Source organism: Pseudoalteromonas aquimarina, assembly GCF_049257255.1.
Classification (GTDB): domain Bacteria; phylum Pseudomonadota; class Gammaproteobacteria; order Enterobacterales; family Alteromonadaceae; genus Pseudoalteromonas.
On sequence record NZ_JBMMUG010000006.1, the window covers coordinates 116,513 to 130,843 of the forward strand.

Annotated in this window: 13 protein-coding genes; 6 read left to right on the plus strand and 7 right to left on the minus strand. The window is 40.3% G+C overall.

Translation table 11 applies throughout. From position 1 onward, the window contains the following. Position 1: 1 nt before the first annotated feature. The 4 genes from gpsA to AAEU29_RS15715 are packed head-to-tail and all read right to left on the minus strand — an operon-like array spanning position 2 to position 2,211. Positions 2-1,015, minus strand: coding sequence for an NAD(P)H-dependent glycerol-3-phosphate dehydrogenase (gene gpsA / locus AAEU29_RS15700; protein WP_421974200.1), 1,014 nt, complete (start codon positions 1,013-1,015; stop codon positions 2-4). A 6-nt stretch (positions 1,016-1,021) separates the two neighbouring features. Further along, positions 1,022-1,501, minus strand: coding sequence for a protein-export chaperone SecB (secB, locus tag AAEU29_RS15705; RefSeq protein ID WP_372766515.1), 480 nt, complete (start codon positions 1,499-1,501; stop codon positions 1,022-1,024). A 21-nt stretch (positions 1,502-1,522) separates the two neighbouring features. After that, the gene (gene grxC / locus AAEU29_RS15710; protein ID WP_274761026.1) at positions 1,523-1,777 is read right to left on the minus strand and encodes a glutaredoxin 3; all 255 of its coding nucleotides are present in this window, start codon (positions 1,775-1,777) and stop codon (positions 1,523-1,525) included. A 2-nt stretch (positions 1,778-1,779) separates the two neighbouring features. Continuing rightward, entirely contained in the window at positions 1,780-2,211 is a 432-nt protein-coding gene (locus tag AAEU29_RS15715; RefSeq protein ID WP_421974201.1) for a rhodanese-like domain-containing protein, read from the minus strand. A 204-nt stretch (positions 2,212-2,415) separates the two neighbouring features. Here AAEU29_RS15715 and gpmM point away from each other — a divergent pair, with 204 nt between their 5' ends. The 4 genes from gpmM (at position 2,416) to AAEU29_RS15735 (ending at position 7,132) form a co-directional block, all read left to right on the plus strand. After that, positions 2,416-3,957 carry a 2,3-bisphosphoglycerate-independent phosphoglycerate mutase gene (gene gpmM / locus AAEU29_RS15720; protein ID WP_421974202.1) on the plus strand — a complete coding sequence of 514 codons (1,542 nt, stop codon included), beginning with the start codon at positions 2,416-2,418 and terminating at the stop codon, positions 3,955-3,957. A 3-nt stretch (positions 3,958-3,960) separates the two neighbouring features. Next, the gene (locus tag AAEU29_RS15725) at positions 3,961-5,085 is read left to right on the plus strand and encodes a murein hydrolase activator EnvC family protein (RefSeq protein ID WP_421974203.1); all 1,125 of its coding nucleotides are present in this window, start codon (positions 3,961-3,963) and stop codon (positions 5,083-5,085) included. Positions 5,086-5,124: 39 nt separating this feature from the next. Further along, positions 5,125-6,306, plus strand: a complete 1,182-nt coding sequence (locus tag AAEU29_RS15730; RefSeq protein WP_421974204.1) for a S41 family peptidase — start codon at positions 5,125-5,127, stop codon at positions 6,304-6,306. Between the two features lie 112 nt (positions 6,307-6,418). Continuing rightward, the gene (locus AAEU29_RS15735) at positions 6,419-7,132 is read left to right on the plus strand and encodes a divergent polysaccharide deacetylase family protein (protein WP_421974374.1); all 714 of its coding nucleotides are present in this window, start codon (positions 6,419-6,421) and stop codon (positions 7,130-7,132) included. Between the two features lie 66 nt (positions 7,133-7,198). On the opposite strand, the gene AAEU29_RS15740 is transcribed toward AAEU29_RS15735, so the two are convergent. Together AAEU29_RS15740 and AAEU29_RS15745 are read right to left on the minus strand one after the other, a co-directional pair. Beyond that, the gene (locus AAEU29_RS15740) at positions 7,199-8,038 is read right to left on the minus strand and encodes an HDOD domain-containing protein (RefSeq protein ID WP_421974205.1); all 840 of its coding nucleotides are present in this window, start codon (positions 8,036-8,038) and stop codon (positions 7,199-7,201) included. Between the two features lie 177 nt (positions 8,039-8,215). Continuing rightward, positions 8,216-8,614, minus strand: a complete 399-nt coding sequence (locus AAEU29_RS15745; protein ID WP_421974206.1) for an HIT domain-containing protein — start codon at positions 8,612-8,614, stop codon at positions 8,216-8,218. A 107-nt stretch (positions 8,615-8,721) separates the two neighbouring features. Between AAEU29_RS15745 and AAEU29_RS15750 the strand changes: the two genes are divergently transcribed. Beyond that, a complete protein-coding gene (locus AAEU29_RS15750; RefSeq protein WP_421974207.1) occupies positions 8,722-10,935 on the plus strand; it encodes a S9 family peptidase in 2,214 nt (737 codons plus the stop codon). 141 nt (positions 10,936-11,076) lie between these two features. After that, positions 11,077-12,714: a methyl-accepting chemotaxis protein gene (locus AAEU29_RS15755; protein ID WP_421974208.1), complete on the plus strand. Its 1,638-nt coding sequence runs from the start codon at positions 11,077-11,079 to the stop codon at positions 12,712-12,714. A gap of 51 nt (positions 12,715-12,765) precedes the next feature. On the opposite strand, the gene AAEU29_RS15760 is transcribed toward AAEU29_RS15755, so the two are convergent. After that, entirely contained in the window at positions 12,766-14,292 is a 1,527-nt protein-coding gene (locus AAEU29_RS15760; protein ID WP_421974209.1) for a M17 family metallopeptidase, read from the minus strand. Between the last annotated feature and the right edge of the window lie 39 nt (positions 14,293-14,331).

Below are 14,331 nucleotides of genomic sequence, written 5' to 3' on the forward strand. Positions count from 1 at the left end.
ATTAAGCTTCTGCTTTTTTCTGTCGACCAAGCAAATTCATAGCGGCCAGTTTTACATCCTGCCCTTTATAAAGCACATTGTAAATCTGTTCACAAATTGGCATTTCAATGCCTGTTCGCTCAGCAAGCAAAAACACTTCTTTGGTATTGCGGTAACCTTCTACCACTTGACCAATTTCTTGTTGTGCTTGCTCAACAGTTTGACCTTTACCAAGTGCTAAACCAAATCGACGGTTACGCGATTGATTGTCGGTACAAGTTAGGATTAAATCACCGAGGCCCGCCATACCCATAAAGGTTTCTTGTTTTGCTCCTAGAGCAACGCCAAGACGTGTCATTTCCGCAAGACCGCGCGTAATTAACGCAGTACGTGCATTAGCGCCAAAGCCAAAGCCGTCAGAAATACCCGCGCCAATTGCAATCACATTTTTAATTGCACCACCGAGTTGCACACCAACCAAGTCATCATTGGAATACACGCGGAAAGAACGACCACAGTGCAGCATTTCAGAAACATCTTCAACTAACTTAGTATCCGCTGAAGAAAGAGAAATCGCTGTTGGTAATCCAATAGCCATCTCTTTGGCAAATGTTGGCCCAGATAACACACCGAGGCTAACATCATCGCCTAGTACTTCTGCAGCTAATTGCTGCAATAAACGACCAGTGTTAGGCTCAAGCCCTTTGGTTGCCCATAAAACTCGTGCTGTCGGTCTTAAATGCGGTTTAATTGCCGTTAATGTTTCGGCAAATGCATGGCTAGGTACAACCACCAGCACCACATCTGATGATGAAACTGTCTTAGCAAGATCATCATTTAATGCCAAGGTATCTGGAAACGCTGCACCAGGTAAATAACGCTGGTTTTCACGCGCTGTTGCGAGCTCTTCAATTTGTGCCTTATTGCGTCCCCATAGAACCACATCATGTCCATTTCGGGCAAAACAAATAGCAAGGGCGGTCCCGTAAGAGCCCGCCCCTAGTACTGCAACAGCATTATCTGCTGAAGTAGTCATAACAAATTATGCGTCAGCAGCTTGTGATGCTTGTTGTTGCACGTATTGCGCAAATAATGCATCAAAGTTAACTGGAGCAAGGTTTAACTGTGGGAACGTACCACGGTTAACCATGTTTGAAACGGCTTCACGTGCGTATGGGAATAATACGTTAGGACAGAAAGCACCTAGCATGTGTGCAAGTTGACCTTCGTTAGCAACGCCAATTGCGAAAATACCCGCCTGCTGTACTTCACATAAGAACGCAGTTTCTTCACCAATTGTAGCGTGAACAGTTACAGAAAGAACTACTTCAAAAACACCGTCGTCAAGTTTGTTTGAGCGTGTATCTAGGTCTAATTTAACTTCTGGCGCCCACTCTTTTTGGAAAATAGCTGGTGAGTTTGGCGTTTCAAATGATACGTCTTTTACATAAATACGTTGAACTGCAAACTGAGGACCTTCTGCTTGTTGTTCTGCGCCTAAGTTTTGATTCTCTTCTGTCATTTTAATTTCCTAAAATTTATTTTATACAAGCAAACTGTCAAGACGACCAGACTGTTCTAACGCCATCATATCATCACAACCACCAATGTGTTGATTGTTAATGAAAATTTGCGGAACAGTGTAACCACCGTTTGCTTTTTCAATCATTTCATCGCGAAGTTCAGGCTGAGCTGCAATATCAAACTCAGTAAACTCAACACCTTTTTGCGTTAAAAGCATTTTCGCTCTTACACAAAATGGGCATGTTGGTTTTGTGTAGATAACAATATTCGCCATGATTATTTTCCGGTTGTAAGCGGTAAGTTAGCGCTTTGCCAAGAAGTAATACCACCTGATAAAACATTTACCTGCTCATAACCTGCTTTAACCAGTCCATTTGCAATAGACTGTGCAGTCATACCTGAAACACATACCAAGATAATTGGGTCAGATTTAAACTTTTCAAGGCCTACAAACTCACCTTGTTTTGCTTTTTCTGCTGCAAGGTGAACACTGCCCGCAATATGACCTTGGTTAAAGTCTTTTAAGGCACGAATATCAACAACATGGCCGTTTTCACGGTTGACTAAATGCGTCAGTTGTTGAGGGCTAACCTGTTTCACAGCTGAAAAGCGAGATTTAAACCACCCAAGTACAATGGCGCCCAATAAGCCAACCCAAATTAAACATAAAATCAGGTTGTTAGTAACAAATTCGACAAATTGTGCCATCACTTTCTCAATTTTTCTTTACATTAAAAGTGGCCAAGTATACACGGATGATATGAATAAATTCTAGCTCTGCTAGGGTTTCAATTGAAAATTTTAAAAGCACATAGCTTAACTGCTGAATCTGTGGTGAAAAAATGATATAAAAGACGCGCTATTTTGTGCGCTGTGCTTATACGCGCAATTCTATTTGAATGAGGAATGAGAATGTCGTTACAGAAAAAACCATTAGTACTGATTATCTTAGATGGTTGGGGATACAGTGAAAAAACCGAGAGCAATGCTATTTTAGCAGCAAACACCCCGGTAATGGATCGTTTGTGGAAAGAATACCCAAGCACACTTATTTCAGGTTCTGGTTTAGATGTAGGCTTACCTCATGGTCAAATGGGTAATTCTGAAGTGGGCCATGTGAATTTAGGTGCTGGCCGCATTGTTTACCAAGACTTTACACGTATTACTAAAGCAATTGACGATGGCGAGTTTGCCGAAAACCCTGCCATTGTAAATGCGATTGATAAAGCCGTTGCTAACGACAAAGCAGTTCACCTATTAGGCCTTTTAAGCCCAGGTGGCGTGCACTCTCATCATGAACATATTATTGCTGCTATTGAAGTTGCAGCAAAACGTGGCGCTAAGAAAATCTACGTTCACGGCTTTTTAGACGGCCGTGATACAGCACCGCGCAGCGCAGAACAACCAATTAAAGATATCATAGCAAAATGTGAAGCACTTGGCGTTGGTCAAATTGCCAGCTTAGTTGGCCGTTATTTCGCAATGGATCGTGATAACCGCTGGGATCGCGTCGAAAAAGCCTATAACTTAATGACACAAGGTAGCGCTGAATACAGTTTCAACTGCCCATTAGTCGCATTAAATGCAGCTTATGAACGCAACGAAAATGATGAATTTGTATCTGCTTCAGCTATTTTAGATGGCGACAAGGCTGCAACCATCAATGATGGCGACGCAGTGTTATTTATGAACTTCCGTGCTGACCGCGCTCGTCAAATGACACGTGCATTTGTTGATGCTGACTTTGCTGGTTTTGCCAAACAAAAAACTCCTGCTCTTGCTGATTTTGTTATGCTGACTGAATACGCCGCAGATATCAAAACTAGCGTTGCTTTCCCACCAGAAAAACTCGCAAATGTGTTTGGTGAATGGTTAGAAAAACACAACAAAACCCAACTTCGTATTTCTGAAACAGAAAAATACGCACACGTTACGTTTTTCTTCAGTGGCGGTCGTGAAGCGGAGTTTGAAGGTGAGGAGCGTGTTTTAATTCCATCACCTCAAGTTGCAACGTACGATCTGCAACCAGAAATGAACTCGGCAATGCTAACCGACAAATTAGTTGAAGCAATCGAGTCTGGTAAATACGATGCAATTATTTGTAACTACCCGAACGGTGATATGGTTGGTCACTCAGGAGTATTTGATGCTGCAGTTAGAGCGTGTGAAGCTGTAGATAGTTGTATTGGTCGTGTAGTTGACGCGTTAGAAAAAACAGGTGCAGAAGCACTTATCACTGCCGACCACGGTAATGCTGAGCAAATGGTTAACCCTACAACGGGTCAAGCGCACACAGCACACACCAGTGAGCCTGTACCTTTTATTTATGTTGGACGAAATGCGACACCACTTGAAGGCAAAAAACTAAGTGATGTAGCGCCAACAATGCTTCACCTGATGGGCATGGAGCAACCAAGCGAAATGACTGGCGAAACCATTATGAAGTTGAACTAAACCATGCGCGGCTCTGTTTTATTAGCTGTTATATTTGTATTAGCTTGCCAAGTGCAAGCTAATACCGAGCGTACTAAAGACGACCTCAACCAAGTTCAGCAGCAACTTAAAGACACCAATAAAACATTTAAAGAGCAGCAAATTCTGCTTAGTCAAATCGAACAAGATCTCAAAAGTGCAGATGCAGCTATTGCTGCCAGTTCAAAAAAACTAAAACAACTTAAATTTGATGTTGAATTAAATCTCACCGAGCAGGCAACCTTAAAAGACAAAATAAAATCACTAGAAAACGATAAAACAAATCAGCAAGCAGCTCTTGCGGCACAGCTTAAAAGTGCGTTTATGACGGGTAATCATGACTATGGCAAATTATTACTCAGCCAAGACCAAGTTCAACATGTAGAACGCACATTAAATTACTATCAATACCTTAATAATGCGCGCATAAAAGAGCTTGAAAAATTAAAAGCAACACTCATTGAACTAGAAAATAGCCGCCAACTGCTTGCACAAAATCAATCACAACTCGAAGCCTTGCTAAAAACGCAAGAAGAGCAGCAAAACGCGCTGCTAGCAGCCAAAAAAGAACAAAAAGAAAAATACCAAACATTAAAAAATACGTTGCAAAAAACCCAATCACAATTGGTTTATCTCAAACAAAATGAGCAAGTTTTAAAACAAACTCTAGAGCAGCTCAGCCGAGATTTAGCGCAAAGTGAAGTTAAACTTGATGGCTTACAAGCGCGTAAAGGCAAACTCGATTGGCCCTCTCGCGGTAAACTTACCCACCGTTTTGGCCAGAATAAGCATGGTAGCCTGAAATGGAAAGGCGTTTTAATGAGCGGCAAAGAAGGAGCGCCGGTTAAAACTATTGCTGATGGTCAGGTTCTTTTTGCTGACTGGTTAAAAGGGTTTGGCTGGGTTATTGTGGTTGATCATGGTAAAGGATTTATGAGCCTTTATGGCCATAGCCAAGCACTTTTAAAAGAAGTTGGTGACAAAGTGAAAGCCGGTGAACAAATTGCTTTAGTAGGACAAAGCGGTGGACAATCAAATCCTAGTCTATACTTTGAAATACGGCATAAGGGAAGAGCGGTAAACCCTGTTAAATGGTGTAGACGAATTTAGGATTCAAAATTGGCTACACCTCATTTGAGGAGTGAGCCAATGACTTTTTTTCTTAACACATTAAAAATAAGCATATTGGTTTGTGTTATTTCGATAACACCTGCATGGGCTGAATCAAAAGCAGCCGCACAAGTTTCAATTGCTGAAGTTTTAGCAAATATCCAACATTTTTATGTTGATGATATTGATGCTCAAAAACTCAATCAACATGCAATTGAGTCAATTTTCAAACAGCTCGACCCACATTCTGAATTTCTCGATCAAAACGAACTTGAAGCGTTATTCAATGTTGCCAATGGCCGCTACACCGGTCTTGGTATTGAAGTTGAACAGCGTGAAGAGCACATTGTTATTGTTGCAGCAGTGGAAAACTCGCCAGCCCATACTGCTGGATTAACCAAAGGTGACATTCTGTTAAAAGTGAATGGCACTTCGGTAATTAATCAAACCATTAAACACGTTTCACAGTTAATCAATCAAAAACAGCAGCCACAAGTCACCCTGACAATCGCACGAAGTGGACACGTGGACCCGCTGTTTTTTGAGGTAGAACGTAAAAAAATCGACCTTAAAAGTGTGCGCGGTAGCATCAATAATCAAGGTATCGCTTACCTTCGCATTATAAACTTTAACAACCACACACTTTACGATGTTGCAAAAGAATTGGCACATTTGTCGCAAATTGTGGCGGGAGATATAAACGGCCTCATTATTGATTTACGTGACAACCCAGGTGGCATATTAGACAGCGCTATAGAAGTATCTGATTTATTTTTAGAAAGTGGCGTAATTGTTAGTACTAAAGGACGTTTTGCTGAAGCCAATCAGGAATATTATGCACAAGAAGGTGACGTATTAAGTGGCGCACCAATCATTGTTTTAATTAATGAAGGCTCTGCATCCGCTGCTGAAATATTAGCGGGCGCACTGCAAGACAACCAGAGAGCGCAATTAGTTGGTACTCGTTCTTATGGTAAGGGTTCGGTGCAATCACTTATCCCGCTTGGCGATGGTCAGACAGCATTGAAACTAACCACGGCTAAATATTATACGCCTAGTGGTCGTTCAATCGAGGGCACGGGCATTTTGCCGGATTACCCAGTTTTACAAAATGAATTAGCGCGAAATGAACGTTTTTCTGCGCTTAAGGCCGACACCTTCGTTAATGCGAAAGTGCATGATCTTCAACTTGAAAAAGCATGGCAATTATTGGAAAAATAAGTCATCATAAATTAGGTTTCGAGAGGGGCTCATGATGAGCCCACACTAAAATATAAGAATAATAAGAATACGTGTGCGCCCATTTATTTACTTCGTTTTACTAATATTAAACATATATAGTGTGCAATGCTTTGCTGCCCGTGTTGCCATTCTCATTGACGATATCGGCAATCATGCGAATGATCTGACTGCATTAGATATATCAGGGCAATTGTCATACGCTATTTTACCTTTCACGCCGTATGCGAATTCATTTTCAAAACGTGCCGCCACACTCTCTCGCGATGTAATACTGCACGTTCCGATGGAAGCTATAAGCGGAAAAGCACTCGGTCCTGGCGCTTTAACTTCTAATATGGACAAAGATGCACTGCAAAAACAGTTAAATGCCGCTCTAGATAACTACCCTCAAGTGATTGGCGTAAATAACCATATGGGTTCGTTTTTAACGCAGAAAGTTGTGCCTATGGCATGGACCATGGAAGTGCTTCGCGACCGCTCTTTATTTTTTATTGACAGCAAAACATCAAAAGATAGCCAAGCACAAAATATGGCAAAGCTTTTTGGAGTTGCTAATGCCTCTCGTCAGGTGTTTTTGGATAATATTCCGAACGAAAAGCAGATGATGTTTAGACTTAGGCAATTAATTCATATTGCTAAAAAGTCAGGTTCAGGCATCGCTATTGCACACCCCTACCCTGAAACAATCAAGTTTTTACCCAATGCCATCACGGCATTAAAAGAAGAAGGTATTGAATTAGTACCAGTGTCGGATTTGATTGTGGACAAACCGATTAGACTGGCTAATCAGTCAAATGCTGATTAATTAACCGATTAACAAGAAGATAAAGCAATAAGTGTTTATCTTATTGCTTTATTTGAAAATTAAACCTTACGCAAACATTGTTTTCGCGTCACTGAGTAACTCTTTGTACACATCGCTTTCTAAAACACTGATATCTGCAAGTACACCTTTATCAACATACGTTTGAAGTGCAGCTTCTTGGTCCTTCACATTGAGTAAACCTTCGCTGATTGCCGCAATACGAATAAAATCGACATAACACGGTTTTTCAGGCTTGTACTCTGGGCTTGCCCAAAGTTCTGCGACTTCAACAAAGTCATCTGTAAAATCCCAAGCGCGCATAATCTGACCACCAATCCTGCCACCCAGCTTTTGAATGGCTTGTGCTAAAAACTGTGGGTTAGCAAATACATCCTGATGACGCTCAGCTTCGGTAAGAATTGGTAAAATACCAATGTTGTATACAAGCGATGCCAATGTGATTGTGTCGATATTAAGCGAGCTGTGTTTATTTTCTTTTAAATGTAAGTTCAACAAAGTGATTGCTGATGAAGCAACATCAACTGTTTTTTGCCAACTTTTAGAAAGGTACTCTTTTACAATTTTATTTTTAGAAACAAACAGTTGCTCCATCGCCATTGCTGTTGCAATGTTTTTAATTTGTCTTAAACCAATACGTGTTACAGCTTGATTTAGTGTTGATACCTTAACAGCGCGTCCTAAAAATGCACTGTTGGCTACTTTTATCATGCGTGCCGATAATGCAGGATCATGAGCGATAACATCGCTCATTTCCATTAAATTAATCTCGGGGTTGTCTGCAGCTTCTCTTACCTTAACTGCAACTTCAGGAAGGGTTGGTAACACGAGCGTATCGTTGTTAATTTTCTCAACTAAAATGGTAAGTAATGCGTTTTCTGTAGACATATAAAAATCGTCCTTTTTATAATTTTCTGTTTGCCCGAGCGAACTCGTTGCACCAAGTAACCAACAGGTTTCAACCAACATATTTAATATTTAAGCAAATTTTGATTATAGTTTTATGTTATATTTCAAAGCTCTTCAAAATAAGCTTAGCCTAAATATCGCACTGCGTTAAACAATTTATTCGGTTAAATTAAATTGTTCAATTAATGCGAGTAATTGCTCGTTACTATATGGTTTCGCTGGAAAAGTTCCCCAGACCGGTTTTGGCCATGCAACATCATTTTGGTAACGCGCAATATGATGAATATGTAATTGTTCAACAACGTTACCAAGTGCAGCAACGTTTAATTTATAAGGTGAGAATACATCACGGATCAAATGCTGTAATTGACGTGACTCATGTTGCAGGTCATCTTGTTGAGCATCATTTAAATCAATAATATCTCGCGCACCTTCAACCTTAGGTACCAAAATAAACCAAGGATATTGACTATCATTCATTAAGAGCACTTTACAAAGTGACCAATCAGCTATTTCAATACAGTCTCTTTGTAACTCTTTTGCTAACTCAAACATTACATTACCTTTTTGAATATTTACGTCGTTTATAGCAATTAGTTGCCATTAGATCTATATCTTCATACCATTTGGCAATCACACATAACTGTAACTAAGAGTAAATAATGAATAAGACATTGATTGCTTTAGCAGGGGCAAGTTTAATAAGCGCTTCAGCTTACGCTGAGCCACTAACCCTTGAGCGCATATTTTCTGACCCAAGTTTGGCAGGTAAAGCCCCTGTAAAACTAAAGTTTTCCCCTGATGGAAGCCGTGTTACTTACCTACAAGGTAAAAAAGAAGACTATAACCGTTACGATCTTTGGGAATACAATTTAAAAGACAAAACCAATCGTTTATTAGTTGATTCAAACAGTATTTTCTCTGGCCCTGAAACTTTATCAGATGAAGAAAAAGCACGCCGTGAACGCATGCGTGTATTTGGTAAAGGCATCATGGAATACATCTGGTCTAAAGATGGCAAAGCACTTCTTTTCCCATTAAACGGTGATATTTATTACTACGATCTTGCAAAACAGCAATCTCGTAAACTGACTAACACACCTGAATTTGAAACAGACGCTAAAATTTCACCTAAAGGCAATTTTGTTTCATACATTCGAGCGCAAAACCTATTTGTACAAAACTTAGCTACAGGACAAGAAATTCAATTAACCAAAGATGGCGCTGATACCATTAAAAATGGTATGGCTGAGTTTGTTGCGCAAGAAGAAATGAGCCGAATGACAGGCTATTGGTGGAGCGGCAATGAAGAAAAAATTGCATTTACACGTATTGATGAATCACCTGTAGCGGAAGCTATTCGTAACGAAATTTACGCTGATGAAGTAAAGCTATTTAACCAACGTTACCCATTTACCGGCACTAATAACGTCGATATTCAACTGGGAGTTGTTAGCCTTAACTCACAGCAAATTGATTGGGTTGATATGGGTGAGGATAAAGACATTTATCTTGCCAGAGCACAATGGCTAAAAGATGATAAAACACTGTCTTACCAATGGCAAAATCGCTCGCAACAACGTTTAGAACTGCGTTTTTATAACAGTGATAGCAAAAAACAAAAAACAGCACTGACAGAAACAAGTAACACTTGGATTAACCTGCATTTTGATTTGCGTTTTCTTGATGACAAAAAGCACTTTGTTTGGGCATCTGAGCGTGATGGCTTTAAACACCTTTATCTATACAAAGTAGATGGCACCTTAGTACGCCAAATTACACAAGGTGATTGGATTGTTGAGAGTATCAAAAGCATTGATGAAAAAAATGGCTTAGTTTACTTCTCAGGCCGCGCAGATACACCGCTTGAAAGTCACTTATATTCAGTAAAACTATTTGAAAAATCAAAACCTCGTCGTTTAACTGAAACAGGTAAATTCCATTCAGTTGTCATGGCTAAAGATAACCAAACCTTTATTGACCGAAGCTCTAGTGTAAACCAGCCTGCACAAGTATCACTGCGCGATAATTTAGGTAACTTTATTACTTGGTTAGAACCAAATCGCCTTGATAATAATCACCCATTAACACCTTATCTAAATGATTTAGTAGAGCCAGAATACGGCACATTAAAAGCTGATGACGGCCAACAAATGCATTATCGTTTATTTAAGCCTAAAGCGCTTGAGGCTGGTAAAAAGTATCCTGTAATGGTGAATGTCTATGGCGGACCTCATGCGCAACGTGTTACCAACAGCTGGCGTAGTAAAAACCTCTATTTCCAATATATGGTGCAGCAAGGTTACATTGTATTCCAACTAGATAATCGTGGTTCATATAATCGTGGTAAAAAGTTTGAAGATCCTATCTACAAACACTTAGGTGAAATTGAAGTACAAGACCAAATTAAAGGTGTTGAATTCTTACGCACTCTTGATTACGTAGATGCTGAACGAATTGGTATTTATGGCCATAGCTATGGTGGCTATATGGCACTAATGACAATGTTTAAAGCGGGTGACTACTTTAAAGCTGGCGTATCCGGTGCACCGGTAACAGATTGGGCACTTTACGACACTCATTACACTGAGCGCTACTTAGGTCACCCAGACACAAATGCACAAGGTTACGAAAAGAGTGCTGTATTCCCTTATGCAGAGGGCTTATCTGGTCCATTAATGATTTATCATGGCATGGCCGACGATAACGTATTGTTTACCCATGCAACTAAGTTATTTAAACAATTACAAGATAACGCTCAACAGTTTGAAATGATGACTTACCCAGGCTCTAAGCACAGCCTGCGAGGCAAAAAAGTGCAAACACATTTGCATCAGACAATTACTGATTTCTTTAATCGTCACTTCCAAAAATAACGACTAAACAATTAGTCTTATCAATAAAAAGCGGGCTTGCCCGCTTTTTCTCTTTCTTTTATAAAATAATGTCTTAGGTCAAATTATATTTCGAAAAATATAGTCTAATATTAAAACAACAAATCAAATAAGGGTGGCATTATGACAACACTTCGCCGCATCACTATTCAACAACGTTTAGCCATTCTGGTTGGCTTAATTGTACTCGGCTTGGCATTATTAAGCGCCGCCACATTAAACTCTCAATATCATTTATTAAAAGATGAGTCATATCAAAAAACTCAAAGCATAGTGGAGGCTGCGCACAGTATTATTACTGCTTTTCATAACAAGCAAATAAATGGCGAATTAACTGAAGAACAAGCCAAACAAGCAGCAAAATCTGCTATTAGTGAAATGCGTTATGAAGGAAACAATTATTATTGGATCAATGATACGTCGCCTACCATGATCATGCATCCAATGAAGCCAGAATTAAATGGCAAGTCATTAGCGAATGTTAAAGATCCAAATGGTGTAGCCCTATTTGTTGAAATGGCCAATATCGTTAGGCAAAAAGGAGAAGGCTTTGTACCTTACCAATGGCCGATGCCTGGCGCTAAAGATCCTGTTGATAAAATATCATATGTAAAAGGGTTTAAACCTTGGGGATGGATCATTGGTTCAGGCATTTACTTGGATAATCTCGATGAACTTTTTGCCGAGCAAGCAACCAAATTGTTAATACAAACTATCGTTATCATTTTACTTGTTGGCGCATTAGCTTATTTTATTGGCAAAAGCATCATCGCTCCAACTATCCAAGCTACCAAGTTAATGAAAGATGTAGCGCAAGGTGAAGGTGATTTAACGCGTAAACTCTCAACCGATGGTAACGATGAAATCGCCCGTTTATCAGCATACTTTAATGAGTTCTCAGATAAAATGAGGGATTCCCTGAAGCAAGTCGCTAATGCATCACAACAAGTGTTACACCAAGCAAATATGGTGGCACAAACGAGCGATAACAGCCAAGAATATATCCAAATGCAGTCAGACAATACCACACAAGTTGCTACTGCTATGGAACAAATGACCGCACAAATAAGAGAAGTAAGCGATAATGCGAACGCAGCGGAACAAGCTGCAAATCAAGCTCGAGAAAACACCCAGGCCGGTAAAGATGTTGTAACTCAAACAATTGGTCAGATTGAATCACTCTCAAATAACATAGACCATGTAAGTGAAGTAGTAGCATCACTGGCCGCTGAAAGTGACAACATTGGTGCCGTGCTTGATGTTATTAGAGGAATTGCGGAACAAACTAATTTACTGGCGTTAAATGCTGCAATTGAAGCTGCTCGCGCCGGTGAGCAAGGACGTGGTTTTGCTGTTGTAGCAGATGAGGTGAGAACACTTGCAAGTCGAACTGGGCAAAGCACAGAAGAAATTCAACAGATGATTCAAAAACTGCAACACGGTGCTCAAGAAGCGGTTTCCGCGGTAACAGCTTCACAATCAACATCAAAAGAAACGGTGACTCAAGCAAGTCAGGCAGATGAAGTACTCAATCAAATTGATGAACTAATGAATGTTATTTCAGAAATGAACAGTCAAATTGCTCGCGCCACAGATGAACAAAGCCAAGCAGCAAGTGAAGCTAATATGCGCATAAACGAATTAGCGGGTATGGCCGATGAATCATTAAATAACACCCATCAACTCAACGCTGCAAGTAGTGAATTAATTGCAAGCAGTGAAGAAATGAGTTCGGTTGTAAATCGCTTTAAATTGGATTAAACAAAAAAGGCCAAACTGAATTTGGCCTTTTTTATTGCGCTTCTAATTTAATTAAGCACAGAATGTCGCATAAATACTCGCTAGTGATGCAGCGGTTGGTTTACCATGTTGCCAATCGCCACCTTCAACGCCACTTCCAGCAATGTCCACATGTATATATGGAATAGGTAATTCTGAGCTTGCACCGTGTTTATCTAAACCAGAAGCCACAGCTAAAAATGCCATTGGGAACTGGTGGCCACGTGCAGTAATTGCTGATGGTGCATTGTTACTTGAAAGTACATCATCTGCTAATGTTTTAGGTGCGATAAAGCTGTAGTCTTCACGGCGCTCACGCGAAACTTCTGAGCCATCTGCCCATAAATCACCTTGCGCTGCGATGTTATGCGATAAGTTAAGTGCTCTTGATGCACCATTTTCAACCAGCGCAGTATAAGGCCCCATAGCGCGTGCGGCGTGACCTGTTAGTGTTGCAACAGTAAATACAACCGGATTCACTTCACCTTTTGCAACATCTTTAATTTCACTTAGCAAATCACCCATTGCTAAACGACCTTCAGCATCGGTGTTACCAATACGTACGCGTACACCTTCACGGCTAGTTATAATTTCATCTGGTACAAAACAGTCAGAACCGATTGAATTACGAACAACAGCTAAGTACGCGATTACTTTAACGCCTTTAGGTTGATGTTCTGCTAGACTTTTCATAAAGCCCGCAACAGATGCTGCACCACCTTTATCTCGACTCATACCAGCCATTGCGCCACCTACTTTTAAGTCAGCACCACCGGTATCATATACAAGGCCTTTACCTACAAATAAAAGTGTTCTTTCAATATCACCTTGCGGTACATATTCAAGTTTAATTACTCTTGGATGGTGGCGTTCAACCGCATATGAAGCACGCGCAACGGTGCTAAGCATCGGGTAATTCTTATCTATAAATTGTGTATCTGAAATCACCTCTACCGAAACCGAGGTATTTTCAAATAAGGCTTCACAATACTCAGCAAATCTAGGCGGAGCCATACGCTCTGGCTCTGTACCACATAGATCGCGAGCAGCATACTGACCCATTGCAATGGCATGAGCATAATGACTATCAAACTCACCAATCATAGTAATTGACTGAATTGGTTCAATTTCAGCACCATGAAATTCTCGTGCTTCAAGTGGTTGCCATAATGCTTGGCAGGCACCTAAATAAGATACAGTTATTGCTTGCTGATAGCGCGCATCATGATTGCCAAGCACTAGAATCGCGGGGTTTGTTGAGCCGGCTTGTTTTGCTTCTAAAATCCCTTGTTTTGCTGCATCAAAATAACGACGCACATCATCATAGTCACGGTTTAATGGACCTGTTGGCGCTAAAATTAGACGCTTACCAGGCGCTTCATCATTTACCAATAAAAGTGATTTTTGCCCAATACGTCTGTCGTACTGAGCCGTCTTTAAAACACTTTCTTTAAATTCATCTGGTAAAAGAGATAAGTCTGGCGAGATAATAATTAAGCCATCAACGTATTGAGGTAAATCTGAAATAGATGTCGCTTGAAGCGCCTTAGGTGAAGTCATTTTTAAACCTTACTGAACGAATTATAACGCTGTTTAATA

Excerpts from the sequence above, each read along its gene's own strand:
- AAEU29_RS15745 (WP_421974206.1), bottom strand. The coding sequence starts at position 8,614 with ATGTTTGAGTTAGCAAAAGAGTTACAAAGAGACTGTATTGAAATAGCT.
- secB (WP_372766515.1), bottom strand. The coding sequence starts at position 1,501 with ATGACAGAAGAGAATCAAAACTTAGGCGCAGAACAACAAGCAGAAGGT.
- gpsA (WP_421974200.1), bottom strand. The coding sequence starts at position 1,015 with ATGACTACTTCAGCAGATAATGCTGTTGCAGTACTAGGGGCGGGCTCT.
- AAEU29_RS15715 (WP_421974201.1), bottom strand. The coding sequence starts at position 2,211 with ATGGCACAATTTGTCGAATTTGTTACTAACAACCTGATTTTATGTTTA.
- AAEU29_RS15755 (WP_421974208.1), top strand. The coding sequence starts at position 11,077 with ATGACAACACTTCGCCGCATCACTATTCAACAACGTTTAGCCATTCTG.
- AAEU29_RS15760 (WP_421974209.1), bottom strand. The coding sequence starts at position 14,292 with ATGACTTCACCTAAGGCGCTTCAAGCGACATCTATTTCAGATTTACCT.
- AAEU29_RS15740 (WP_421974205.1), bottom strand. The coding sequence starts at position 8,038 with ATGTCTACAGAAAACGCATTACTTACCATTTTAGTTGAGAAAATTAAC.
- grxC (WP_274761026.1), bottom strand. The coding sequence starts at position 1,777 with ATGGCGAATATTGTTATCTACACAAAACCAACATGCCCATTTTGTGTA.
- AAEU29_RS15725 (WP_421974203.1), top strand. The coding sequence starts at position 3,961 with ATGCGCGGCTCTGTTTTATTAGCTGTTATATTTGTATTAGCTTGCCAA.
- AAEU29_RS15730 (WP_421974204.1), top strand. The coding sequence starts at position 5,125 with ATGACTTTTTTTCTTAACACATTAAAAATAAGCATATTGGTTTGTGTT.
- AAEU29_RS15750 (WP_421974207.1), top strand. The coding sequence starts at position 8,722 with ATGAATAAGACATTGATTGCTTTAGCAGGGGCAAGTTTAATAAGCGCT.
- gpmM (WP_421974202.1), top strand. The coding sequence starts at position 2,416 with ATGTCGTTACAGAAAAAACCATTAGTACTGATTATCTTAGATGGTTGG.